At 74.2% G+C, this 25,298-nt stretch carries 17 protein-coding genes; 5 read left to right on the top strand and 12 right to left on the bottom strand.

The window, feature by feature from the left end; translation table 11 throughout:
* Positions 1-295 precede the first annotated feature (295 nt).
* Entirely contained in the window at positions 296-1,414 is a 1,119-nt protein-coding gene (locus ACIP67_RS29045; protein WP_401695872.1) for a glycerate kinase, read from the bottom strand.
* A gap of 186 nt (positions 1,415-1,600) precedes the next feature.
* Here ACIP67_RS29045 and ACIP67_RS29040 point away from each other — a divergent pair, with 186 nt between their 5' ends.
* Together ACIP67_RS29040 and ACIP67_RS29035 are read left to right on the top strand one after the other, a co-directional pair.
* Positions 1,601-2,677, top strand: coding sequence for an ADP-ribosylglycohydrolase family protein (locus tag ACIP67_RS29040; protein ID WP_401695817.1), 1,077 nt, complete (start codon positions 1,601-1,603; stop codon positions 2,675-2,677).
* Between the two features lie 75 nt (positions 2,678-2,752).
* Positions 2,753-3,250, top strand: coding sequence for an NUDIX domain-containing protein (locus ACIP67_RS29035; protein WP_389514718.1), 498 nt, complete (start codon positions 2,753-2,755; stop codon positions 3,248-3,250).
* A 43-nt stretch (positions 3,251-3,293) separates the two neighbouring features.
* Here ACIP67_RS29035 and ACIP67_RS29030 read toward each other — a convergent pair whose 3' ends face one another.
* Positions 3,294-3,494, bottom strand: coding sequence for a DUF2191 domain-containing protein (locus ACIP67_RS29030; protein WP_401695816.1), 201 nt, complete (start codon positions 3,492-3,494; stop codon positions 3,294-3,296).
* A 78-nt stretch (positions 3,495-3,572) separates the two neighbouring features.
* Here ACIP67_RS29030 and ACIP67_RS29025 point away from each other — a divergent pair, with 78 nt between their 5' ends.
* A complete protein-coding gene (locus tag ACIP67_RS29025; RefSeq protein ID WP_401695815.1) occupies positions 3,573-4,301 on the top strand; it encodes an SIR2 family NAD-dependent protein deacylase in 729 nt (242 codons plus the stop codon).
* A gap of 9 nt (positions 4,302-4,310) precedes the next feature.
* Here the strand turns inward: ACIP67_RS29025 and ACIP67_RS29020 are convergent, their stop codons facing one another.
* From ACIP67_RS29020 to ACIP67_RS29010, 3 genes are all read right to left on the bottom strand, one after another.
* Positions 4,311-4,805, bottom strand: coding sequence for a methylated-DNA--[protein]-cysteine S-methyltransferase (locus ACIP67_RS29020; protein ID WP_401695814.1), 495 nt, complete (start codon positions 4,803-4,805; stop codon positions 4,311-4,313).
* A 9-nt stretch (positions 4,806-4,814) separates the two neighbouring features.
* Positions 4,815-6,311 carry an AlkA N-terminal domain-containing protein gene (locus tag ACIP67_RS29015; RefSeq protein ID WP_401695812.1) on the bottom strand — a complete coding sequence of 499 codons (1,497 nt, stop codon included), beginning with the start codon at positions 6,309-6,311 and terminating at the stop codon, positions 4,815-4,817.
* A 271-nt stretch (positions 6,312-6,582) separates the two neighbouring features.
* Complete coding sequence (locus ACIP67_RS29010) at positions 6,583-8,532, bottom strand: heavy metal translocating P-type ATPase (protein WP_401695811.1); 1,950 nt, start codon at positions 8,530-8,532, stop codon at positions 6,583-6,585.
* A gap of 35 nt (positions 8,533-8,567) precedes the next feature.
* Here ACIP67_RS29010 and ACIP67_RS29005 point away from each other — a divergent pair, with 35 nt between their 5' ends.
* Positions 8,568-8,936 carry an ArsR/SmtB family transcription factor gene (locus ACIP67_RS29005; RefSeq protein WP_401695810.1) on the top strand — a complete coding sequence of 123 codons (369 nt, stop codon included), beginning with the start codon at positions 8,568-8,570 and terminating at the stop codon, positions 8,934-8,936.
* An 89-nt stretch (positions 8,937-9,025) separates the two neighbouring features.
* On the opposite strand, the gene ACIP67_RS29000 is transcribed toward ACIP67_RS29005, so the two are convergent.
* The 6 genes from ACIP67_RS29000 to ACIP67_RS28975 form a co-directional block, all read right to left on the bottom strand.
* Entirely contained in the window at positions 9,026-9,616 is a 591-nt protein-coding gene (locus ACIP67_RS29000) for a hypothetical protein (RefSeq protein WP_401695809.1), read from the bottom strand.
* Positions 9,617-9,719: 103 nt separating this feature from the next.
* Positions 9,720-11,132 (bottom strand): dihydrolipoyl dehydrogenase, encoded by a 1,413-nt coding sequence (lpdA, locus tag ACIP67_RS28995; RefSeq protein ID WP_401695808.1) that lies wholly within the window; start codon positions 11,130-11,132, stop codon positions 9,720-9,722.
* A gap of 134 nt (positions 11,133-11,266) precedes the next feature.
* Positions 11,267-15,187 carry a glycoside hydrolase family 2 TIM barrel-domain containing protein gene (locus ACIP67_RS28990; protein WP_401695807.1) on the bottom strand — a complete coding sequence of 1,307 codons (3,921 nt, stop codon included), beginning with the start codon at positions 15,185-15,187 and terminating at the stop codon, positions 11,267-11,269.
* 173 nt (positions 15,188-15,360) lie between these two features.
* Complete coding sequence (locus ACIP67_RS28985) at positions 15,361-19,440, bottom strand: molybdopterin-dependent oxidoreductase (RefSeq protein WP_401695871.1); 4,080 nt, start codon at positions 19,438-19,440, stop codon at positions 15,361-15,363.
* 394 nt (positions 19,441-19,834) lie between these two features.
* Complete coding sequence (locus tag ACIP67_RS28980) at positions 19,835-21,847, bottom strand: ATP-binding protein (protein ID WP_401695806.1); 2,013 nt, start codon at positions 21,845-21,847, stop codon at positions 19,835-19,837.
* A 130-nt stretch (positions 21,848-21,977) separates the two neighbouring features.
* A complete protein-coding gene (locus ACIP67_RS28975) occupies positions 21,978-22,781 on the bottom strand; it encodes an SDR family NAD(P)-dependent oxidoreductase (RefSeq protein ID WP_401695804.1) in 804 nt (267 codons plus the stop codon).
* Between the two features lie 286 nt (positions 22,782-23,067).
* Here ACIP67_RS28975 and ACIP67_RS28970 point away from each other — a divergent pair, with 286 nt between their 5' ends.
* Entirely contained in the window at positions 23,068-23,898 is an 831-nt protein-coding gene (locus ACIP67_RS28970; protein ID WP_401695803.1) for a helix-turn-helix transcriptional regulator, read from the top strand.
* Positions 23,899-23,951: 53 nt separating this feature from the next.
* On the opposite strand, the gene ACIP67_RS28965 is transcribed toward ACIP67_RS28970, so the two are convergent.
* On the bottom strand, positions 23,952-25,178 hold the full coding sequence (locus tag ACIP67_RS28965; RefSeq protein ID WP_401695801.1) for an AAA family ATPase: 1,227 nt from the start codon (positions 25,176-25,178) through the stop codon (positions 23,952-23,954).
* Positions 25,179-25,298 lie beyond the last annotated feature (120 nt).

Raw genomic sequence — 25,298 nt, 5'->3', positions numbered from 1 at the left:
CGCAGGGAGACGAGGCCCGTCAGACCCAACCAGCCCGTCCGGCCGCGCTGGGAGAATGGGGCCAGGCCCCTCAGACCCACCCAGCCCGTCCGGCCACGCAGGGAAACGAGGCCCGCCAGACCCAACCAGCCCGTCCGGCGGCGCTGGGAGAAGAGGCCAGGCCCCTCGCACCCACCCAGCCCGTCCGGCCACGCAGGGAAACGAGGCCCGCCAGACCCAACCAGCCCGTCCGGCGATTGAGGACGAGGCCCGTTCAGGGCCGACGGGGGTCCAGGGGGCGGAGCCCCCTGGCGGATCAGACCAGGAAGTCCCGGGCGATCCGCTCGGCCACCCGCTCCAGGATCGGCCCGGCCTCCGCGATGCAGCGGGCGACGTCCGGCTCGGCCTCCGTCAGCGGGTAGGCCCGCCGGATCCCGGCCCGGCCCAGCGCCTCCGGCGGCAGGGCGAGACGGCCGCAGACGGCCACGACCTCCTTGCCGGCCGCGCGAGCGGCGGCGGCGACACCCGCGGGCGCCTTGCCGTGCAGGGTCTGCGCGTCCAGCGAGCCCTCGCCGGTGATCACCAGATCCGCCCGCTCCAGCGCCGGCGCGAACCCCAGCACGTCGAGCATGACCTCGATCCCGGCACGGAAGCGGGCACCGAGCAGGAGCGCTCCGTAGCCGATGCCGCCCGCGGCGCCCGCGCCCGGCGCGGCGGCGTACTCCGCGGCCTTCGGACCGACCGCGGCCTCCAGCACCTTCGCGAACCGCGCGAGCGCCGCGTCCAGCGTCTCGACGTCGTCCGGGGAGGCGCCCTTCTGCGGCCCGTACACCGCCGGGGCGCCCTTCGGGCCGGTCAGCGGGTTGTCGACGTCGCTGGCGAGGACCAGGTCGACGGAGGACAGCCGGGGGTCGAGGCCCGACAGGTCGACACGGGCCAGGTCCGTGAGGCCACCGCCGCCCGGGGCGACCGGCTCGCCCTCCTCGTCCAGGAGGCGGGCGCCCAGCGCGGACAGCATGCCCGCGCCGCCGTCGGTGGTGGCGCTGCCGCCGACCCCGAACACGATCGTGCGGGCGCCGGCGTCCAGCGCGGCCCGCAGCAGTTCCCCGGAGCCGTACGTGGAGGCCGTGAGCGGGGCGAACACCCCGGCCGGGAGGCGCTGGAGACCGCTCGCCTCGGCCATCTCCACGACCGCGGTGTCACCGCGCAGCGCGAACGCGGCGGTGACCTCGTGGCCGAGGGGCCCGGCGACCCGTACCTCCCGGCGTTCGAATCCGGCCGCGACCGCCGCGTCGACCGTGCCGTCGCCGCCGTCGGCGACCGGCAGGGCCTCGACCTCGGCCTCCGGCACGACCCGGCGCAGCCCGGCCGTCACCCGCTCGGCGACCTCCACCGCCGTCAACGAGCCCTTGAACTTGTCCGCGGCCACGAGCACCCTGTGCGTGCCCTGCGCTGCAGCGTCCGCCACCTTGCATCCCCTTGCTCTCCGGGCCCCTCGCACGTCGGGGCCAGCCGCGCCGCAGTGACCTTAACCTCAGGACACCCCCGCCGTCATGCCCCGCCCGGCCCTCGAACAGCGACGGAGCCGCACGGCGGCGCCGGAAACGGGTACTCCGCAGCCATGACCCCTGTGGGCACCGATCACGAGCTCGCCGACCGCGTCCTCGGCGGCTGGCTCGGCCGGATCGCCGGCAACATGCTCGGCAAACCGGTCGAGCAGGGCGACGTGTGGACGCGCGAGCGCATCGACCGCTATCTGCGGCGGGCCGCGGCCCTGCCGCTCACCGACTACCTGCCGGCGCCGGCCCCCGGGGACGACGACGCGCCGCTGCGCCCCGAGTGGCGGCAGTGCGTGCGCGGCCGCATCCACGGCAGCTGCCGCGACGACGACGTGGACTACGCCATCCTCGGCCTGGACCTGCTGGAGACGTACGGCTTCGGCTTCAGCACCGAGCGGGTCGGCGAGCAGTGGCTGCTGCGGCTGCCGTACCTCCAGACGTTCACGGCGGAGCGGGCTGCGTACCGCAACCTCGCCAACGGGCTGAAACCACCGCTGACGGCGACGTACGACAACCCCTACCAGGAGTGGATCGGCGCGCTCATCCGCGCCGACGTCTACGGCTGGACCTGCCCCGGCGTTCCCTACCGGGCCGCCGCGCTGGCCCGCCGCGACGCCGTGCTGTCCCACACCGGCAACGGTGTGTACGGCGCGATGTGGGCGGCGGCGCTGGTCTCGGCGGCGTTCACGGCGCCGACGGTCCGGCACGCCGTCGAGGAGGCGCTGGCCGTGATCCCGGCGAGCTGCCGGCTCGCCCGCACCGTACGCCGTGTCGTCTCCCTCCACGGCACCCGCCTGTCCTGGGAGGACACGCTGACCACGGTCGCGGAGGAGACGGCGGGCCTCGGCTGGATCCACACGGTCCCCAACGCGGCCGTCCTCACCGCCGGGCTCCTGTACGGCGACGGCGACTTCACCCGCACCATCACCCTCACCGTCCGCGGCGGCCTGGACACCGATTCCAACGGGGCGACGGCCGGTTCGGTCGCCGGGGTCCTGACCGGCGCGCGGGCGATCCCCGGCCAGTGGACGGAACCGCTGGAGGACACCGTGCGCAGCGCTGTGTTCGGCTTCGACGGGGTGCGGATCAGTGAGCTGGCGGAACGGACGCTGCGGCTGGTGGGGGCGGACACGCCGTGACCGGGGCCGTCCCCCGCTCCCGTGCGCCGCGCAGTGAGCCGGGTGGAAGGTGCGGGGCCTGGTTACCCTTCCAGGATGACCACTGCTGAGACGTCCTTCGCCGCCTACATCGCCTCCCTCCCCCGCGTCCTGGCCGGCGCCGCGGTGCTGTTCCGGGACGGCGAGGGGCGGGTGCTCCTGGTCGAGCCGAACTACCGCGAGGGGTGGACGCTGCCGGGCGGCACGATCGAGTCCGACGACGGCGAGACCCCACGGCAGGCGGCCCGCCGCGAGACGCTCGAGGAGATCGGCCTGGACCGCGAACCGGGCCGGCTGCTCACGGTGGACTGGGCGCACGGCACGAACCGGCCGCCCCTGGTGGCGTACGTCTACGACGGCGGGGTCCTCACCGACGACGACCTCAAGGCGATCCGGTTGCAGGAGGAGGAGCTGCTGTCCTGGCGGCTGGTGCCGCGCGCGGAGATCACCGACCACCTGCGGGGCTCGCTGGGCCTGCGCGTGCTGGCCGCGCTGGACGTCCTGGCGGACGGCTCGGGCACGGCCGAACTGGAGAACGGCCACCGGGTGGCGTGAGCGGCGGCCGGGCCCCGGTGACGGAGCGGCGGCAGGCGGGTGGTCAGCCCTCCACGTCGCGCGGTTTCACGTCCACCGCCCGCAGCGCCTCGTCCCGCGTGGCCGTCCGCGCCTCGGTGCGGTGCCCGCGCTCGATGTAGTCGCGCACGACGACTTCGACGGCGTCCTGGGGGCTGCCCACACCGGTGAGCACCATGACCTCGACGACGAGTTCGGCATCGAGGGAGACAGCGACCTTGGCCATGGCGGGACCGTAGCACCGGTTCCCGCCCGCCCGATATCCGTTCGCCCGTACCGGATCCCCCGCCCTACCCTCGGCGACATGGCCAAACCCCTCGTCGCCCTCCTCAGCGGCGCCGGCGTCTCCACGGACTCCGGCATCCCCGACTACCGCGGCCCCGACGGGCTGTGGCGGCGGGACCCGGAGGCGGAGAAGCTCGTCACGTACGAGTACTACATGCGCGACCCGGAGATCCGGCGGCGGTCCTGGCAGATGCGGCGCGGAACCTGGGCGCTCCGGGCGGAACCGAACGCGGCGCACCGGGCGGTGGCCGAACTGGAACGGTCCGGGGTGCCGGTGCGGGTGATCACGCAGAACGTGGACGGACTGCACCAGCTCGCCGGGCTGCCCGCCCGCAAGGTGCTCGAACTGCACGGCTCCGCGCGCGGCGTGGTGTGCACCCGGTGCCACACGCGCGGATCGATGCGGGACGCGCTGGCGCGGGTGGAGGCCGGTGAGGACGATCCGCCGTGCCTCGGCTGCGGCGGGATCCTGAAGTCGGCGACCGTGATGTTCGGCGAACGCCTCGACCCGGTGGTCCTCGGTGACGCCGTCGCGATCACCAAGGCCTGCCAGGTGTTCCTCGCCGTCGGCACCAGCCTCCAGGTCCATCCGGCGGCGGGCCTCACGGGTGTCGCCGCCGACCACGGCGCCCGCCTGATCATCGTCAACGCCGAGCCGACACCGTACGACGACATCGCCGACGAGGTCGTACGGGAGCCGATCGGGACCGCGCTGCCCAGGCTGCTGCGGGACCTGGCCCAGGGGTAGGACACGGGCCTAGAAGAGGGACGTGCCGCTCTCGAAGGCCAGGAGGCGGTGTTTGCGGGCGAGGCCGCCGCCGTAGCCGGTGAGGCTGCCGTCGGCGCCGACGACGCGGTGGCAGGGGACGATGATGCCGACGGGGTTCCTGCCGTTGGCGAGGCCGACGGCGCGGGAGGCGGTCGGGGTGCCGAGGGTCCGGGCGAGTTCGCCGTAGGTGCGGGTCTCGCCGTAGGGGATGTGCCGGAGTTCGTCCCAGACCGCGCGTTGGAACGGGGTGCCGTGCAGGCGGAGCCGGAGGGTGAAGTGCTTCAGCTCGCCGTCGAAGTACGCCTCCAGCTGGTCCCGGGCCTCGGTGAAGAGGGTGTCGTCGCGGGCGCCGAAGGTCTCCTGCGGTGGGCGGTGGCGCTGTTCGGTCATGTAGAGGCCGCACAGGACTCCGTCGTCGGCGACGAGGGTGAGGGGGCCGTAGGGGCTGTCGACGAGCGTGTGCCGCTTCGTGGGGGTGTGCATCGGGGTTCCTCAGGTCGGCAGGACGTTGATCGGGTGGCTGTCGGTCGCCCACAGGTACTGGACCGCGTAGGCCCGCCAGGGGCGCCAGGCCGCCGCGCGGGCCGTGAGCGCCGCCGGGGTGGAGGGCAGGCCCAGTTCCCGGGCGGCGCGGCGGACGCCCAGGTCGGTGGGGAGGAAGGCGTCGGGGTCGCCGAGGGCGCGCAGGGCGATGACGTCGACGGTCCAGGGGCCGAAGCCGGGGAGGGACAGCAGGCGGGCGCGGGCCTCGGCCCAGTCGCTCTCCACGCCCAGGTGCAGGGAGCCCCCGGCGAGGTGCCGTACGAGGGTGGTGAAGGTGGTGCGGCGGGTGCGGGGCATCGCCAGGGTCCCGGGGTCGAGCGCGGCGAGGGCCTCGGGGGTCGGGAAGAGGTGGGTGAGGCCGCCGTCGGGGTCGTCGACGGGGTCGCCGTGGGCGGTGACCAGGCGGGCCGCGTGGGTGCGGGCAGCCGCCGTGGACACCTGCTGGCCCAGGACCGCCCGGACGGCGAACTCCGCCTCGTCCACCGTGCGCGGGACGCGGCGGCCGGGTGCCTTGTCGACCAGCGGCGCGAGCTGCGGGTCGGTGCGCAGGTGGTCGTCGACGGCGACCGGGTCGGCATCCAGGTCGAGCAGGCGCCGGCAGCGGCTGATGGCGACGGTGAGGTCGCGCAGGTCGGTGAGGGTGAGCCGGCAGCCGATGTGGTCGGGGTGCGGGGTGAGCGCCACGATGCCGTGTCCGTACGGCAGGCGCAGCGTGCGCCGGAAGGCCCCGTCGCGCCACTCCTCCACCCCGGGCACGCCGGTCGCGGCGAGGTGGCCGAAGAGGTTGTCGGGGTTGAGGGGGGCGCGGAACGGCAGGCGGAGGTGGAGCGTCCCGGCGGTGGGGGACGCCGGGCGCGGGGCGCCGCTCTTCTTCGGGACGCGGGCGCGCAGGTCGCTCGGGGAGAGCGCGAACACCTCGCGCACCGTGTCGTTGAAGGTGCGGACGGAGGCGAAGCCGGCGGCGAACGCCACGTCCGCCATGGGCAGTTCGCTGGTCTCGATGAGGAGGCGGGCGGTCTGGGCGCGCTGGGCGCGGGCCAGGGCGAGGGGGCCGGCGCCGAGTTCGGCGAGGAGCTGGCGTTCCACCTGGCGGGTGCTGTAGCCGAGGCGGGCGGCGAGTCCGGGCACCCCTTCGCGGTCGACGACGCCGTCGGCGACGAGCCGCATGGCGCGGGCGACGAGGTCGGCGCGGTGGTTCCACTCCGGGGAGCCCGGGCTGGTGTCCGGCCGGCACCGTTTGCAGGCCCGGAAACCGGCCTGCTGGCAGGCGGCGGCACTCGGGTGGAAGGTCATGTTCTCCGGCTTGGGCGCCACGACCGGGCAGCTGGGCCGGCAGTAGATCCCGGTGGTCGAGACCGCCGTGAAGAACCAGCCGTCGAACCGCGCGTCCTTCGACTGCACGGCGCGCAGGCAGCGCTCCCGGTCGGTGTGCATCCCGTTCCGCATGCCTTCAGCATCGGCCACCGGCCCGGGGCGGTGCTGGCGAGAATCCGACATCGAGCTCGGGTGGCCGGTGCCTTCCCGATTCGGGTTCGCATCTTTTCCTGACTCGCCTTCCTGATGCGCCTACCGGTTCGTCTTCCCGACTCGCCTTCCCGATGCGACCACCCGGTACGTCTTCCCGACTCGCCTTCCCGATGCGACCACCCGGTACGTCTTCCCGACTCGCCTTCCCGATGCGACCACCCGGTACGTCTTCCCGACTCGCCTTCCCGGTTCACTGCCGCCAGGCGCGGTCCCGCAGCAGCCGCAGTCCGTTGAGTCCGACCAGCACGGTCGACCCCTCGTGCCCGGCCACCCCGAGCGGCAGCGGCAGGTGGCCGACGAGGTCCCAGAGCACCAGGCCGGTGATGAACGTCCCCGCGATCACCAGGTTCTGCACCACCAGCCGGCGCGCGGTCCGCGACAGCCGTACGACGGCCGCGACCGTGGTGAGGTCGTCGCGGACGACGACGGCGTCCGCGGTCTCCAGGGCCAGGTCGGAACCGGCCCGGCCCATGGCCAGGCCGGCGTGGGCGGCGGCAAGCGCGGGCGCGTCGTTGACGCCGTCCCCGACGAACAGCACCCTGCGGCCGGAGCGCTGGAGTTCTCGGACGGCCTCGGCCTTGTCCTGCGGGAGCAGGCCGGCGCGGACGTCCGTGATGCCGGTGGCGTCGGCGACGCGGGCGGCGGCCCGGGCGTTGTCGCCGGTGAGGAGGACCGGGGCGGTGCCGGTGAGGGCGGTGAGCGCCTCGGTGGCGGCGGGGGCGGCGGGGCGCAGGCGGTCGGTGAGGGTGAGGGTGCCGGCGGGGGCGCCGGCGACGCGTACCAGGACCACGGTCCCCTCCGTCCCGGGGCCTGCCGGGGCATGGCCGGTGTCCGCCCGGCACACGGTGACCGGCCGGCCCTCGACGAGGGCCGTGACTCCCTGTCCGGGCGTCGCCGTGAAGTCCTCGGCGGGGGCGATCCGCAGGCCCCGCTCGCGCGCCGCCGCCACGACGGCGCGGGCCAGCGGGTGCTCGCTGGGGTGCTCGGCGGCCGCGGCGAGGGCGAGGAGGGCGTCCTCGTCGACGCCGGATCCGGGCAGCGGGGTGACGGCCGTGACCTCGGGGGCGCCCTCGGTGAGGGTGCCGGTCTTGTCGAGGGCCGCGGTGTCGATCTCGCCGAGCCGTTCCATGGCGACCGCGGACTTGACCAGGACGCCGTGGCGGCCGGCGGTGGCGATGGCGGACAGCAGGGGCGGCATGGTGGCGAGGACGACGGCGCACGGCGAGGCGACGATCATGAAGGTCATGGCGCGCAGCAGGGCGTCGGTGAGCTGCGCGCCGAAGGCGAGCGGCACGGCGAAGACGGCGAGGGTGGCGGCCACGACGGCGACGGCGTAGCGCTGTTCGATCCGCTCGACGAAGAGCTGGGTGGGCGCCTTGGTGCGGGAGGCCTCCTCGACCAGGGTGACGATGCGGGCGATGACCGAGTCGGCGGGGTCGCGTCCGACGCGGACGCGGAGGGCGCCGGTGCCGTTGAGGGTGCCGGCGAAGACCTCGTCGCCGGGGCGCTTGACCACGGGCAGCGGTTCGCCGGTGATGGTCGCCTGGTCGGCCTCGCTGACGCCGTCGACGACACGGCCGTCGGCGCCGACGCGTTCGCCCGGGCGGATCAGCAGCAGGTCGCCGACGGCGAGCGCGGCGGCGGGGACGGTCTCCTCGCCGTCGTCGGTGAGCCGGGTCGCGGTGTCGGGGGCGAGGTCGAGGAGGCCGCGGACGGAGTCGGCGGTGCGGGCGGTGGCCAGGGCCTCCAGGGCGCCGGAGGTGGCGAAGATGACGATGAGGAGGGCGCCGTCGAGGACCTGGCCGATGGCGGCGGCGCCGAGCGCGGCGACGATCATCAGCAGGTCGACGTCGAGGGTCTTCCCGCGCAGCGCCCGCAGGCCTTCGAGGGCGGGCTCCCAGCCGCCGGTGACGTAGGCGACCGCGTAGGGGACGGCGGACGCCCAGGCCGGTGCGCCGCCGAGGTCCAGCGCGAGGCCCAGCAGGAAGGCGAGGGTGGCGGCGAGGGCCCAGCGGGCCTCGGGGAGGGCGAGGAGCCGGGTGCGGCGGCGTGGCGGCGCCGGGGCGGTCGCGGCGGACGGCGGGGAGGTGAGGGTGGTGGTGGGCACGCGGCCACGATACAGGAACACATGAAGAGTCATTCATTCGTTCATATGCGATGGGTAAGATGGCCCGCATGGGTCATGGAGCCGTCACCCCCGCAGCCACCGAGCGCGTCCGCCTGGACGCGGGCAACGCGGCCAAGGTGGCCACCACCCTCCAGGCCCTGTCCACCCCCTCACGCCTGCTGATCCTCGCCCGGCTGCGGGAAGGGCCGCTGCCCGCGACGGAGCTGGCGGCCGAGGTGGGGATGGAGCAGTCGGCGTGCTCGCACCAGTTGCGGCTGCTGCGCAACCTGGGCCTGGTGGTGGGCGAGCGGCGCGGCCGCTCGGTCGTCTACGCCCTGCACGACCACCATGTCGCCGAACTCCTCGACCAGGCCGTCTACCACGTGGAGCACCTGCGGCTGGGCATCAGCGACACGGCCGAGCAGGAGGACCGGTAGGGGCGCACGCCCCTCGTCCCGGCCCCCGCACGCCGACCGGCTCGCACCGGCCCCCGCCGCCCGGCGGGGACGGCGGCCCGCGCGCGCCCCTACGCCCCCGTCCGCGCGGTCAGCGCCCAGATCACGTACCCGTCCACCCCCATGATCACGACCGACCAGAGCGGTTCGTAGGGCAGGAACAGGAACTGGGCGACCAGGCCGAGCGCGGCCAGGAAGACGCCCGGGAAGCGGGCCCAGGCGGCGCCCCTGAGCAGACCGGCGCCGGTGACGGCGGCGAGGACGCCGAGGGCGACGTGGACGGCGCCCCAGGCGGTGAGGCTCAGCGCGTAGACGTAGGAGCCGACCCGGGCGTAGACCTCGTCCCCGGCGAGCGCGGCGATGCCCTGGAGGACGGAGAGGACGCCACCGCACAGCATCAGGACGCCGGCGAAGGCGACGCCGCCGGCGATCCGGGCGTCGCGCGGGGAGGGTGGGCGCGGGCCGCCGCGCGGAGTGGACCAGGCGGTGCCGATCTCGCCCGGCGGGCCGCCGCCCGGCGTCGGGCGGTCCGGGCTCGGGTGGTGCGGGCTCGGGTGGTGCGGGCTCGGGCGGTCCGGGCTCGGGCGGTCCGGGCTCGGGCGGTCCGGGCTCGGGCGGTCCGGGCTCGGGCGGTCCGGGCTCGGGCCGGGGTGGGAGGTCATGGCCGGGCGTCCCTTCCGTGGGGCTCCGTTGCAGGACACCCCGGACGTCCGTCGGGTGCGAGCGCGGCCGGGCCGTCCGGGTGAACGGCCCGGCCGGCCGTCCTCACATGTTGATCATGTGGCCGGCGAGGCCGTGGACGGCCTCCTTGACGGCCTCGCTCAGGGTCGGGTGGGCGTGGACGTTGCGGGCGACCTCGTGGACGGTGAGGTCCCACTGCTGGGCCAGGGTCAGCTCGGGCAGCAGCTCGGTGACGTCGGGGCCGATGAGGTGGCCGCCGATCAGCTCGCCGTGCATCGCGTCGCTGATCAGCTTGACGAAGCCGGTGGTGTCGCCGAGGCCGTGGGACTTGCCGTTGGCGCTGAAGGGGAACTTCGCGACCTTGACGTCGTACCCGAGGTCGCGGGCCTGGGCCTCGGTGTAGCCGAAGCTGGCGACCTGGGGCTGGCAGAAGGTGGCCCGGGGGATCATGGCGTAGTCGAGCTCCATGGTCTCCGCGTCCGCGAGGGTCTCGGCGGCGATCACGCCCATCGCCTCGGCGGCGTGCGCGAGCATCAGCTTCGCGGTGACGTCGCCGATGGCGTACAGGTGCGGGACGGAGGTGCGGCAGCGGCCGTCGACGTCGATCGCGCCGCGCTCGGTGACCCGGACGCCGGTGTTCTCCAGGCCGTAGCCGGTCACGTTCGGGGCGAAGCCGATCGCCTGGAGGACCTTGTCGGTCTCCAGGACGTGCTGGGCGCCGTCCTTGCCGGTGACCGTGACGCGGACCCGGGGGCCGGACTCGTCGATGGCGTCGACGCGGGTGGAGGTGAGCACGTCGATGCCGAGCCTGCGGTACTGCCGGGCGAGTTCGGCGGAGACCTCGGCGTCCTCCAGCGGGGCCATGCGGTCCAGGAACTCCACGACGGTGACCTGCACGCCGTAGTTGTGCAGCACGTAGGCGAACTCGACGCCGATCGCGCCGGCGCCCGCGATGACGATCGACTCCGGGAGCTCCTCGGCGAGGATCTGCTCCTCGTACGTCACCACGCGGGAGGTGCGGCGGGTGCCGGGGAGGAGCTTGGGGGTGGCGCCGATGGCGATGACGCAGTGGTCGAAGCCGATCGTGCGGGTCTCGCCGTCGTAGCCGGCGACCTGGAGGGTGTGCGGGTCGAGGAAGGTGCCGCGGCCGTCGAACTCGGTGATCCTGTTCTTCTTCATCAGGTAGTGGACGCCCTTGACCCGGCCGTCCGCGACCTTGCGGCTGCGGCGGAACGCCTCGCCGTAGTCGAAGGAGACCTGGCCGTCGAACCTGATGCCGAAGGTCTTCGCCTCGTGGGTGAGGAGGTGGGCGAGCTCGGCGTTGCGCAGGAGGGCCTTGGTGGGGATGCAGCCCACGTTCAGGCAGACGCCGCCCCAGTACTTCTCCTCGACGACGGCGACCCGTCTGCCCAGCTGGGCGGCGCGGACCGCGGCGACGTAGCCGCCGGGGCCGGCCCCGAGGACCACGACGTCGAAGCGTTCGTCCTGCTCGGCCATGGGAGGTTCCCTCTTCCGTCGATTCCGTTACCCGTTCCGTGGTGGATTGTTCCGCTCTTCCCCTCCCGTCGCCACAGAGATCGTCCGGTGTGGACGGCGTCACACGGACGGGGAACGGCACCGGCGGACGCGGGTCACTCCCCCGCGGTGGGGGTGCGCGAGAGCGCCGTCGCCCCGCCGACGTCGGTCAGGGGCCGCAGCCGGTAGGTGTAGGCGTAGTCGCGGTCGGCGAACAGCTTGTACTCGTCGTGGGTGTGGGCGCCCCAGCTGTTGTCGCCGCCGACACCCATCTGGCGGTGGCTCAGGCGCAGCACGACCTCCTCGCGCGGGGTGAGCTGGTAGTCGTGGCGGACCCCGGCCGACAGGTCCTCGGGGGTGAAGTGGGAGGCGTTGACCTCCAGCAGGGGCTCGCCCGTGGCCAGCAGGCCGACGCCGTCGCGGTCGGTGAGGGCGACCCAGCGGACGTCGGTCTTGTTGCCGTTCTCCTGCGGGCGGACGTAGGGGGTCCACTGCTCGGAGATGGTCCCCGAGTACCGGCCGACGTCGGTGCCGTTGTTGCGGTCCCAGTGGTTCTCCTCGGGGCCGCGCCCGTAGTAGTGCAGGTGCTCCAGCCGGGCGGGGAGGAACAGCAGGCTGCCCACCTCCGGGAGGTACGGCAGGCTCACGGCGCCCGGGTGCAGGGTGTGGTCGACCTTGATCTCGGCGTTGCCGAAGACGGTGTAGGTGGTGGTGTACGCCGACGTCACGGCCGTCGGGAGCGTGCCGGTGACCGTGATCTCCACGGCCCGGTCCCGCAGGGCGCGCACGCCGACGCCGGTCACGGTGCGGTGCGCGCCGGCGTCGCGCCAGGTCCGGTTGCGGGTGTGCTGGCCGTTGCCCTTGTCGTTGTCGGTGGGCGCCCGCCAGAAGTTGGGCGCGGGGCCGGAGACGATCAGGGAGGTGCCGGCGGCCTCGTAGGAGGTGATGACGCCGGTGCGCTTGTCGACGGTGACGGAGAAGTCCCGGCCGGTGACGGTGACCTCGGTGGGGCCGTCGTCGTGGGTGAGGGCGGGGACGCGCGCCAGGGGCACGGGCGTCACGGGCGGGCTGCCGGCGTCGAGCGGGATCTGGTGGCGGGCCACCTCGAAGCCGGCCCGCGCCCACGGGGTGGGCTCCCGCAGGGTGAAGGAGAGCGCGAGGAAGTACTCGGTGCCGGGGTCCGGGGCGGCCGGGAGCCGTACGGGGACGGTGATGTCCTTGGCGGTCAGGGGCGGTACGCCCAGCTGGCCGCGGGTCAGTTCGCCGTGGCGCACCGCCGTGCCGTCGGCGACGAGGGTCCACCGTCCGCGGAAGTCCCTGAGGTCGGTGAAGAGGTACTCGTTGGTCAGCGTGACCGTGCCCGCCGGGCGTCCGGGCACGGGTGCCGCGCCGATCGCCTGGTAGACCCGCTTGACCTCGGCGGCCTTGCCGGTGTGGCCCCGGTCGGCGGTGACGATGCCGTCCGCGACGAAGGCGCCGTCGTTGGGCAGGTCGCCCCAGTCGCCGCCGTAGGCGAGGAAGGTCTTCTCGCGCGGCCGCTCCTCCGCCACGGCGACGGTGGCCGCGTCGAACCAGAACCGCACTCCGTCGTCGCCGGGGCCGCGGCCGTCGTCGGCGAGTTCGGCGGCGGTGAGGGCGCGGGCGTGGACGCGGGCCCGGCGGACGGTGCCGCTGAACTCGCGGGTGTGGTTGTCGGTGTCGTTGCCGAGCGCGAGGGGGGCGGTGTTGACGGCGGGGCGGCGATCGGTGGCGCGGGTGGCCCGTACCACGCCGTCGACGTACAGGGTGAGGGTGCCCGCGTCGGCGTCGAAGACGCCCGCGACGTGGTGTTCGCGGCCGGTCCAGTCGTCGGGCAGGGCCCAGCTCGCGGTGATCCACCGGCTGCCGTCGTGGAGGAAGAACGCCAGGGTGCGGTCGGTCTGCTTCAGCGCGTACTGGGTGTCGCCCTTGGCGATGATCGGCTGGTGGTAGCCGGTGACGTGCGGGGTGACCCAGGCCTCCAGGGTGAGGGACCCGGTGAGGTCCAGGCTCGGGTCGCGGGCGAAGACGGTGGCGCCGAAGACGCCCCGGGTCCGGTCGAAGGTGCCGCTGGAGGCCATCAGCTCGCCGCGCAGCCGGCCGGGGCCGGTCTCGGTGAACAGGGTGCGCACGGGGGTGGGCCAGTACAGGGACTGGTCGACGAAGTCCCAGATCCAGCCGCCCTGGAGGACGTCGTGGCGGCGGACGACGTCCCAGTACTTCTCGAGGTTGCCGTTGGAGTTCCCCATCGCGTGGGAGTACTCGATCATGACGTACGGGCGGGTGTCCGTGGCGTCCTCGGCGCGCTGCTCGACCCGGGCGGGTGTCTCGTACATGCGGGAGCGGATGTCGCTGACGCCGGGACTGTCGTCGCCCTCGTACTGGATGACACGGGTGGGGTCGTAGGAGCGGATCCAGTCGTACATGGCGGTGAAGGTGCGGCCGGCGCCGGCCTCGTTGCCGAGGGACCACAGGACGACCGAGGCGTGGTTCTTGTCGCGGTGGACCATGTTCCGGGCGCGGGCCACGCAGGCGGCGGTCCAGTCGGGGTGGTCGCCGGGGTACCGGGAGCGGATGCCGTGCGTCTCCAGGTTGGTCTCGTCGACGAGGTAGAGGCCGTACTCGTCGGCCAGTTCGTACCAGTGCGGGTTGTTGGGGTAGTGGGAGGTGCGCACGGAGTTGATGTTCAGGCGCTTGATGAGCCGGATGTCCTCGACGAGGTCCGCGCGGGTGAGGGCGGTGCCGCGGGCCGGGTGCATCTCGTGCCGGTTGGTGCCGCGGAAGGAGACGGGCCGGCCGTTGATCCGCATCAGCCCGCCCTTCAGGGCGAACTCGCGCAGACCGACCCGGTGCGACAGCGTCTCGATGACCCGGCCGGCGGGGTCGCGCAGCCGCAGGACGGCGGTGTACAGGTACGGGTGCTCCGCGGACCAGAGGCGGGGGGCGGGTACGGCCTTCGCCGCCCGGACGGTCGTCTCGCCGCCGGGGGTGAGGTCGACGGGCTGCTGGAGCGGGCGGGACCACACGGGGTGGCCGTCGGCGTCGTACAGGAGGGTGTCGACGGTGTACCGGTGGCCGGGCCCCTCCCCCGCCGGGCCGTCCGCGCCGTCCCCGTAGTCCCGCACGCTCGCCGTGACCGACAGCTCCGCGGAGGTGTGGCCGTCGCCGAGCGGGGTGTCCAGCTTGAAGTCCCGCAGGTGCACGGACGGGGTGGAGTACAGGTAGACCGAGCGGAAGATGCCGCTCAGCCGGATCATGTCCTGGTCCTCCAGCCAGTCCCCGTCGGAGTAGCGGTAGACCTCCACGGCGATCTGGTTGGTGCCCGGCCGGAGGCGGTCGGTGATGTCGTACTCGGCGGGGGTGTAGGAGTCCTCGTGGTAGCCGGCCAGCTCGCCGTTGATCCAGACGTAGTGCGCGGACTTGACGCCCTCGAAGTGCAGGAAGGTGCGCCGGCCGGCCCACTCCCCGGGCACGGTGAAGGTGCGCCGGTACTGGCCGACCGGGTTGTAGCGGGTGGGCGCGGCAGGGGGCTGCGGGTCCTCGCCCAGGCCGTTGGGGCCCCAGTAGGGGTAGGTGATGTTGAGGTAGATGGGGCGGTCGTGGCCGTGCAGCTGCCAGACGGAGGGGACGGGGATCGTCTCCCAGGAGGTGTCGTCGAGGTCGGTGCGGTGGAAGTCGGCGTCCCGCTCGTCGGGGCGCTCGGCGTAGGCGAATCTCCAGGTCCCGTCGAGGTCGAGCCGGTACGGGGAGCGGGTGCGGTCGGCGGCGAGGGCCTGGCCGAGGCCGGCGTACGGCATGAGGGTGGTGTGCGGGGGTTCGGTGCCGAGCCGGAAGACGTCGATGCGGCCGTTCCACTCCGGGGCCGGGTCCGCCGCGGCGGCCCGGTGGGCGGTGGCGGGGGCGGAGAGGGCGAGCGCGCCGAGCACGGCGGCGGATCCTTCGAGGAGACGGCGACGGCTGACGACCGCCCGCTGGGGGCGGTCCGGCCGGTCCATGGACGACACGTGCGGGTGCGACATGACCATGACCTTCCTCGGGGCGAACCGTGCGGCTGCACGGGACGGAGGGTGCGTCAGATCTTGTCCATCCCTGTCGATCATCCGAACAGTGACGCGCCGGACACGGCCGAAGATGAACGCGTGTCGGCGCACCACCGGCCACCGGCCACCGGCCTCGGGAAGGCGGCCGCCCGTCAGTACACGTCCCGCACGTACCGCTTGTCCGAGGCGAGCTGCTTGACGTAGGCCGCGGCCTCCTCCTCCCCCAGGCCGCCGTGGACGACGGCGATGTCGCGCAGCGCCCGGTCGACGTCCTTGGCCATGCGGGAGGCGTCGCCGCACACGTAGAAGTGGGCGCCGTCCCGGAGCCAGGACCACAGCTGGGAGCCGTGCTCGCGCATCCGGTCCTGCACGTACACCTTGGCCCGCTGGTCGCGGGAGAAGGCCGTGTCCAGGCGGCCGAGGGTGCCGTCGGCCAGGAAGGCGGTCAGCTCCTGCTCGTAGTAGAAGTCGGTCGCCCGGTGCTGTTCGCCGAAGAACAGCCAGTTCGGCGCCCGGTGCCCGCGTGCCCGGCGCTCCTGAAGGAAGCCGACGAACGGGGCGACGCCGGTGCCGGGGCCCACCATCACCATCGGCACCGCCGGGTCGGCGGGCGGCCGGAAGTGCGGGGAGCGCTGCACGTGCACCGGTACCTCGGTGCCGGGCCCGGCGTCCGCGAGGAAGGGCGAGCAGACGCCCTGGCGGGGGCGGCCGGCCAGGTTCTCGTACCGGACGACCGAGACGGTGAGGGAGACCAGGTGGGGGTCGGTGAGCGGGCTGGACGAGATGGAGTACAGCCGGGGCTGGAGGCGGCCGAGTGTCCCGGTCCACTCCTGTGCCCCGGCCCGGATGCCGAACTCGGCGGCCACGTCGACGGCCTGCCGGCCCCAGGACCACTTCGCCAGCTCGTCCTTGTTGTCCGGGCGCAGCAGCTTGCGCAGCTCGCGCGGGTCGCGGGCGCGGTCGGCGGTGAACCGCAGCAGGGCCGGTGAGATCCGGGTGATGTCGAGGTGGCGCAGCAGGGCCTCGCCGAGGGCGACCTCGCCGACGCCGTTCACCCGCACGGCCGCGTCCGCGTCCAGACCGGTGACCGCCAGCCACTCCGCCACCAGTGCCGGGGAGTTCAGGGGCCGTACGCCGAGGGCGTCGCCGGCCTCGTATTGCAGCGGGGTGTCGCTGTCGCGGGTGTCGAAGGTGAAGCGGCGCACCTCCTTGCCGGAGCCCGGCAGGCTGAGCAGGCGGTTGCCGGTGAGGCGGGCGGTGACGGGGGCGGGCCGCTTGGCGCGGGGCGCGGCGGGGGCCGGAGCCGGGGAGTGCGCGGCCTGGGCGGCCAGGGCGGGGACCGGGGAGGGCGAGAGCTGGGCCGGGGCCGGTTCCGTGGCGTCCTTGAGGGCGGTGAGCACCTGGTCCAGCCAGGCCTCGGCCTGCGGTTCGTAGTCCGGTTCGCAGTCGGTGCGCGGCGCCAGCCGTACCGCGCCCAGCTCGTCCATACGGCGGTCCAGGCGGCGGCCGTGCCCGCAGAAGTCGTCGTAGGAGGAGTCCCCGAAGGCCAGGACGGCGTACCGGCGGCCCGCGAGGCGCCCGGCGTCGAGGGTGGTCAGGCCGTCCCAGAAGCCGGCGCCGTTGTCGGGGGCGTCGCCGTCGCCGAAGGTGCTGGTGATCAGCAGCAGGTCGGCGCCCGCGGGCAGGGCGGCGGGGTCGGCCTCGTCCATGGCGACGAGGGAGGTGCTGTGGCCGCCGGCGGTGAGCCGTTCGGCGGTGGTGGTGGCGAAGTCCTCGGCGTTGCCGGTCTGCGACGCCCACAGGATGACGATCCGGCGCCCGGCGGGCGGCTCGGAGCCGGCGTCGGGGGCGGTGCGGGAGTACATGCCGGCCAGGGTGCCGTTGACCCACAGGGCGTGCTCGGGGCTGAACGGGGCGTCCGGGGGGAGGACGGGGACGCCGGGGGCGCCGGCCGGGATGCCGGCGAGGAAGCCGACCAGGTACTGCCGCTCCCGCTCGCTCAGGACGGGCGGCGGGGCGGGGTCCAGGCCGAAGACGGCGGCGGCGGAGGGCTGGACGGCGGTCGGGACGAGCACCCGCGCACCGGTCACCGGCGCGGCCACGGGTACCGTGCCCGCCGCGGCGGGCGCCGTCGCGGTCCGTACGGTCACCGGCGTGGACACCTTGGTCAGCGACACCGCGCACACCTTCAGTTCGGGCTGGAAGGAGAGCGGGTCGACGGCGTCACCGGTGACCGCGTTGACGCTGAGGTACTCGCCGAACAGGTCGTTCCAGTGGAACGGCGCGAAGCAGGAGCCCGGCAGCACCCGGTCGGTGACGACGGCGGGCAGCACGGCCCGGCCGCGCCGGGAGGCGACCTCCACCGAGTCGCCGTCGGCGATCCCGAGTGCGGCGGCGTCCTCGGGGTGCAGCTCGACGAAGGGGCCCGGGTCGAGCTTGTTGAGCTTGGCCACCTTGGCGGTCTTGGTCAGGGTGTGCCACTGGTGCTGGAGACGGCCCGTGTTGAGGACGAACGGGTAGTCGTCGTCCGGCATCTCGGCGGGCGGGACATGCGGGCGGGCGTGGAAGACGGCGCGGCCGCTCGCGGTGGGGAAGGTGAGCGAGCCGTCGGCGTTCACGTACCGGACCGGGTTGCGGTCGGGGCCGTCGGGGGTGGCGGCGGGCCACTGCACCGGGGTGGCGCGCAGCCGCTCGTAGGTCACTCCGCGCAGGTCGTAGCCGGTCTGCGGGTTGTGGGCGCGTTTGATCTCCTCGAAGATCTCCTCCGCGCTGTCGTAGGCGAAGCCGTCCTCGTAGCCCATCGCGCGGGCGACGTCGGCGATCAGGCGCCAGTCGGCGGTGGCCTCGCCGGGCGGGTCGGCGGCGGGCCGGGCGAGGGTGAGGTTGCGCTCGCTGTTGATGAGGACGCCCTCGGTCTCCGTCCACAGGGCGCCGGGCAGGACCACGTCGGCGTACGCGTTGGTCTCGGTGTCGGCGAAGACGTCCTGGGCGACGACGAACTCCGCGGCCTCCAGGCCCTCGATGACCGTCTTGCGGTTGGCGACGGAGGCGACCGGGTTGGTGCAGATGATCCAGCAGGCCTTGATCTCGCCGTCGGCCATCCTCCGGAACATCTCGACGGTGCCCTTGCCGACGCCGTCGGCGCGGATCGTGCCCGGCGGGAGCCCCCACAGCTCCTCGACGAAGGCGCGGTCGGCGTCGACGAGGACGGACCGCTGGCCGGGGAGCCCCGGCCCCATGTAGCCCATCTCGCGCCCGCCCATGGCGTTGGGCTGGCCGGTGAGGGAGAAGGGACCGCTGCCCGGCCGGCAGATCTTGCCGGTCGCGAGGTGCAGGTTGACCAGGGCGTTGGTGTTCCAGGTGCCGTGCGTGGACTGGTTGAGGCCCATCGTCCAGCAGCTCGTCCACTCCCCCGCCTCGCCGATCAGCCGGGCCGCCTCGCGCAGGTCGGCCTCGGGGATGCCGGTGATCTCGGCGACGGTCGCGGGCGGGTAGTCGGCGAGGAACCCGGGCATCGCCTCCCAGCCCTCGGTGTACGCGGCGACGAAGTCGGGGTCGGTGTGGCCGTTCTCGTGCAGCAGGTGCAGGAGGCCGTTCAGGAGGGCGAGGTCGGTGCCGGACCTGACCTGGAGGAACAGGTCGGCCTTGGCGGCGGTGGCGGTGCGCCGCGGGTCGACGACGATCAGTTTCGCCCCGGCCTTCACCCGGTCCATCATCCGCAGGAAGAGGATCGGGTGGCAGTCGGCCATGTTGGACCCGATGACCAGGAAGACGTCCGCCCTGTCGAGGTCCTCGTACGAGCCGGGCGGCCCGTCGGCGCCGAGGGACAGCTTGTAGCCGGTGCCGGCGCTGGCCATGCACAGCCGGGAGTTCGACTCGATCTGGTTGCTGCGCAGATACCCCTTGACCAGCTTGTTCGCCAGGTACTGCGCCTCCAGGCTCATCTGGCCGGAGACGTAGAGGGCGACCGCGTCGGGCCCGTGCTCGTCGACGATCGCGCGCAGCCGCCGGGCCGTCTCGGCGACGGCCGCGGCCACGGGGGCGGGCTCCGGCTCCTCCCCGCGCTCGGGGCGGACCAGGGCGGTGGTCAGCCGGCCGGGTGCGGCGAGCATGTCGGCGGTGGTCGCGCCCTTGGTGCACAGCCGGCCGAAGTTCGCGGGGTGCTCCTTGTCCCCGGACGCCTTCAGGACCGTACGGCGTCCGTCCGGTCCGGTGCGGATGTCCAGGAGCATGCCGCAGCCCACGCCGCAGTACGAGCAGACCGTGCGCACCTTCGTCTCCGTCGCGCTGTCGGTCCGCGGGTCCGGCACGGCCACGGGCGCCCCCTTTCTGACGATCGGCCTGGTGAGAGCCTTAGCGACGGTACGAACCGCGCATTACGCAGGCGTCTCCCGGACGGGTCGCCGGGGGTTAAGGCGGGCGCACAGCGGGGGGCGGGCGGGTGTGAGACGGGGCGGGTGAGCGGGACGGTTCACACGTGTACGGGTTACACGTGTACAGGTCACCGGGTGCGGTTCGCACGTGTACGGGCCGCACGTGTACGGGCCGCACGTGTACGGGCCGCACGTGTACGGGCCGCACGTGTACGGGTCACAGGTGTACGGGCCGCACGTGTACGGGTGCGGGTCACACGGGTGCGGTGCGGCCGTCGTCCACCGGGGCGCCGCCGAGTTCCCAGTGCCACAGCACCTCGCACAGACGCTTGTGCCCTTCGGCGAGGTGCCGGCGGTAGGTGCTGTACGGGAGCCCCAGCCGGGCCGCGGCCGCCTCCTGGGTGGAGGCCCTGCTCAGGTAGGTGGTGGCGAGGGCCCGGTGGGGCTTGCCCGACTTGGGGTCCCGCCCCAGCTCGTCCACGGCGCTCACCAGGGTGCGCCGCAGCTCCTCCGCCGCGTCCTCCCGCTCCGTCCAGCCGGAACGCGCGGCCAGCCGGCTGTCGAACAGGGCGCTGCCGCGCAGGGCGTCCGACCGGTGCAGATCCCGCAGCGCCTGGCGCACGGCCGTCTCGAACTCCTCCCTCGACAGCGTCCTGCGCGGCGGCCCGTCCACGGCCGGCGCGGAGGGCGCCTCGGTGAGCGCTCCGGGCTGGGTGCGGTCGAACCAGATCTCCAGCGGTGTCACCCGCCAGTCGCAGGCGTACGTGGTGAAGACACGGCCGTGGTCCCAGGGCGTCCGGAACAGCTCCTCGTGGCCGAGGTGGTCCATCAGCGGGCCCCACAGCTCCGCGTCCGGCGAGGTGATGAACGACCACGCCAGGCCCCGGGAGCGGATCCAGTCCCCGCAGATCCGCAGCTGCATCAGGTGGCCGACGGTGGATATCTGGCCGTACGCCCCCGGGTAGATCATGAAGCGGCTCATCAGCATGTGCTGGTCGGGCAGCAGCGGGCCCTTCCGCGCCACGCCGGCCCAGGCCTCCGCGACGACCGGGTCCAGGTCGCTGCCCACCTCCGGGTCGGTCAGCCGCAGCCACAGCATGAAGGCGACGAGTTCCCCGGTCTGCGCGCTGCGGTACATGCGGAACGCGCCGGGCTGCTCCCGGAGCCAGAAGCGGACGACGTCCGCGGAGCGGTCCCCCTCGGTCTCCACGGTCATCCGGACCGCCTGTTCGTGGTCGTCCGGGCGCAGGACGTCCTCGTACACGTCCCCCTCCCGGTCGATCTTCCGGAAGTACGGCGCCATCGGTCCGTAGCGCTTGAGGTAGGTGAGCGCCCGGACCGCGTTCATCGCCTCGGCCTCGGAGGCGGTCCTGACCCGTTGCAGCAGGTAGTGGCCGGTGCGGACGTGCATCTGCTCGTAGTTGTCCAGGTCGCGCCAGCGGAAGTCGTGGTCGAGGACCTCGCTCACCAGTTCGTGCAGGAACAGGCCCTGCCTCCCGTACCCGCTGAACGGCAGCTCGCGCAGCCAGGTGAACATCTCGGCGGCCTCGCGCTCTCCGACCACCGCGCCCAGCAGGGGCTCGGTCGTCGTCAGGGCGTGGGCCGCGGTCTCCAGTGCCAGCCGGTGGCTGCGCGACGGCAGCTCCCCGACGAGCACGGAGAGCAGCGTGGCGATCACGTCGGGGCCGGGGGTCCACTCCGAGGTGTCCGCGGAGCCGGCCAGCGAGACGGAGGCCGCCAGGCTCAGCGCGAGCGGGTGCCCGCCCGCGAAGGCGAGCAGGGCCTCGTGCTGGGCGGGGGCCACACCGCGCCGCTCGAGCAGCGCGGCGGCCGTCCGCGGGTCCAGCGAGCCGAGCTGGAGCACCTCCAGCAGATCGCTCCAGGCCAGGTCGCACAGCCACTCGGCGCTCGGCGGACGCCGTCCCGCCAGGACGACGACGGCGTCCTCGCGCAGTCCGGGCAGGAACCGGTCCCGCAGCCATCCCTCGAGTCCCTGGCAGCGTTCGAAGCCGTCGACGAACAGCACGACGCCCGCGCCCGTGACGGCCTCGCCCGCCTCGGCCTCGAACCCGGCCGGGGACGGGTTCACCTGGCGGCCGTCCACCCAGACGGTCCTGCGGCCGGCCTGCCGTGCCTCGTCCTCGAAGCGTCTGAGCAACGTCGACTTGCCGACCCCGCCGGGGCCGTGGACGTAGAGGACCGGGGCGGCTCCCGGAGCACCGCCGAGCGCCGCCCGGAACCGGCCCAGTTCCAGGGACCGCCCCACGAAAGTCCTGCTCCGCGCTGCCTGCAGACGATTCGCCAGGTTCCTGGAGTGAGTTTCCACGGCCGTATCCTAGGTGTACCGGCGCGGGCGGCTCGCAGCAGCATCGGGTGCCGAGGCGTCAGGGGCGGGCTCACGGTGTGCGGTGGTTCAGGGGTCGGACGGCCCGGTAGCGGGAGGCGAGTTCGGGGCTCTGGCCGGCGAAGGCCGCCAGATCGGCCCGGAAGACGGTGTCGAGGAGAGTGGGATCCTCCACGCCGGGCGCGCAGACGACCTCGCCGAGTTCCAGGCCGCGCAGGGCGGCGGTGACGACGTCGGCGGCGCTCATGCGGGGCACGGCGCTCAGGTCGAGCCCCTGACGCTCGTGGAACTCGGTGGCCACCACACCGGGACAGACGACCTCGACCTGGACGCCGGTGCCTTCGAGTTCGGCGCCGAGCGTCTGGGACATGGCCACCAGGTGGGCGAGTGTGCCGGCGTAGACGGCGCGGCGGGGCATCACCGAGGCGGGTGCGGGGCCGCTGAAGGCGATCATGCCGGCCACGTTGACGATCGCGCCCCGGCCGCGCTCCTGCATCCCGGCGACGGCGGCCCGGGTGATCAGGGTGGGCGCGAGGACCTTGACCTTGACCAGTTCGCGGGCCTTGTCGGCGGGCAGGTCGGCGAGTGGCATGTAGTGGGCCACGCCGGCGTTGTTCACCAGCAGGTCCAGCGGCTCGGCCGCGCAGATCCGGGCGACGGTGTCGATGCCCTCGTCGGCGGACAGGTCGGCCACGACGGGACGGATCCCGACCTCCGGGTGGGCGGCGGCGAACTCGTCCAGGCGCTCCTGCCGTCGGCCGACGATCACCAGGTCGTAGCCGTCGGCGGCCAGGCGATCGGCGAACGCCCTGCCGATCCCGGAGGTGGCGCCGGTGACGAGTGCGAGGTTGCTCATGGGTGTCGTTCCTCGTGGGTCGTGGGTGGTGGGTGGTGGGTCGTGGGTGGGCGGCTGGGGCGGCCGGGGTGTGCGGCTCGCGTGGAGCCGGTCGTCTCTGCCCGGTGCCGGCGCTGGACGGCGTCGGGGCGGTCGTCGCCGGCCTGGGCCACCGCGGGGCTGCGGCCGTTCCTCTCGCCGCCTGTCTTCACTGTGGAGCCGCGGCCGACGAGCAGGTAGTGGACCCGCCTTCCTGGGACTGCGGGTACCAGGCACGTTCTCCGGCCGGTGCGCCACACTGGCCGGTATGGGGACGACAGAACTCGGCGCGGCGCTACGACGCCGGCGCGACCAGGTCGCGCCCGAGACGGCGGGCCTGCCCTCCGGCGGCCACCGACGCGCTCCAGGACTGCGCCGGGAGGAGTTGGCCCAGCTGGCCGGGGTCTCCGTCGACTACATCACCCGTCTCGAACAGGGACGGGCCACCCACCCCTCCGCTCAGGTCGTCGAAGCCCTCGCCCGAGCCCTGCGGCTGCCCAGGGACGGACGCGCCCACCTCTTCCAGCTCGCCGGACTCGTTCCCCCCGGCCCGCAGACGGTCTCGTCGTACATCACGCCCGGCGTCCGGCGGATGATGGACCGGCTCACCGGCACCCCCGTCGCGGTCTTCGACGCGGCGTGGACCCAGCTCCTCGCCAACCCGCTGTACACGGCGCTGATGGGGGAATGGCGAGGCGACGACCTCAACGCCGTGTGGCGCAACTTCCTCGGCTCCGGCACCCGCGTACGCCACACCCCCGAATCCCGGGGCGCGCTCCGTGCCGCGCAGGTCGCCGACCTGCGCAGCACCGCGAGCCGCTACCCGGACGATCAGCGACTGCACCGCCTCGTCTCCGAACTGCGCGCCCGGAGCGCCGCGTTCGAGAAGCTCTGGGAAGCCGGCGCCGTCGGCCGGCACCAGTCCGCCCGCAAGACCGTCGACCATCCCCACGTCGGCGCCCTCACCCTGGACTGCGACGTGCTCGTCGTCGCCGACAACGACCTGCGCGTCATGGTCTACACGGCCGAACCCGGCACCCAGGACGCCGAACGCCTCGCTCTCCTCGCCGTCATAGGAACCCAGGCACTCACCGGCTAGCCGTCGCCGACCGCCCGGCCGCCGCAGCCGCGACGGCGGGCACCCCAGGCGTGTCACCTGCCGCGGACCGCTCTCCGTCCCGCCGAACAGGACAGCGGCCGCCTGGTCCTTGCCGGTGTCGCCGCCGCCCTGGGCAGGACCGGCCCGGTCGGCACCGCACGGACCGGGCCGGCTGCGGTGGCCGCGACGGGCGTGACGGCCGGGCCCTCCGTGTCGTTGCGGACCGTCCGCGCCGCGAGCAGGCGGTCGGCTTCGGCGTGCAGCGCCTGACGGCGGGCCGGTCCGAGGTCGGCGAGTACGCCCCGCAGCAGCACCCCGGCGGGAAAGCGGTAGCCGCCCGTCTCGTGCGGGGGCAGCTCCTCGCTCCACGACAGCAGGCGCGCCGCGACGGCCTGATCCGCCAGTTCGAGCACCTGGCCGGCCGGCAGCCCGGTGAGCCGGGCCACGAGCCCCATGTCGGGCCGGCCACCGAGCACGGCCGCGGTGTCGACGACCCGGCGGGCGGCGGGTGACAGCTCGGCGAGCCGGACCCGGACCACGCTCTGCACGGCCGGCGGCACGGGGACGCGTCCCCCCGCCCGGGAGACCCGGGGGTCCGCCGCCTGCTTCAGCAACTGGGTGAGCAGGAAGGGGTTCCCGCCGCTCAGGCCGAGGAACTCCCGCGCCCTGTCGTCCGTCACGTGTCCGTCGTCCGCGGTGGCGAGGACGACGTGCCGTACGGCGGCCTCCGTCAGCGGGGCGAGCCGTATCCGCTCGGCATCGCGTCCCGCCAGCTCCGCCAGGAGCCGCTCGGTGGCGGGGCCGGGTTCGTCCGCCACGGTGCACAGGACGAGCAGCGGGGCGTCGCGCAGGGTCCGCGCGGCGAAGGACAGGAGGGTTCGTGTCCCGGCGGACGCCAGATGGACGTCCTCGACGATGCACAGCGTGGGTGCGGGTGGCACCGCGTCCTCGGCCGTCCGCTCCGCCGTCCCGGTGAGCGGGCGCAGTCCGCCGGCCGGCGGGCCCGCCCCCGGGTGGCCTTCCCCCGCGCACCGCGTCCACCGGACCTCGTACCCGGTGTCGGCCGCCCGCCGGGCCAGCTCCTCGGCGACCCGGGTCTTGCCGGCCCCGGGCTCCCCGGAGACCACCGCCCACCCGGTACGCCCGGCGGCGGCGTCCCGCAGCATCCCGCACAGCCGGTCCAGGTCCCGCTCCCTTCCCGGCAACGGCCGCCGAGCGCCGACGGCCGACCACGCCGCGGGCGCGGCGGAGGCCGCGGGTACGGCGGAGGCCGCGGGCACGGCGGGGGCCGCAGGCCCGGCGGAGGCCGCAGGCCCGGCGGAGGCCGCAGGCCCGGCGGAGGCCGCAGGCCCGGCGGAGGCCGCAGGCCCGGCGGAGGCCGCAGGCCCGGCGGAGGCCGC

It is taken from the genome of Streptomyces sp. NPDC088812 (assembly GCF_044750285.1).
In the GTDB taxonomy this organism is placed as follows: Bacteria; Actinomycetota; Actinomycetes; order Streptomycetales; family Streptomycetaceae; genus Streptomyces.
This window is presented reverse-complemented; position numbering and strand designations above follow the sequence as displayed.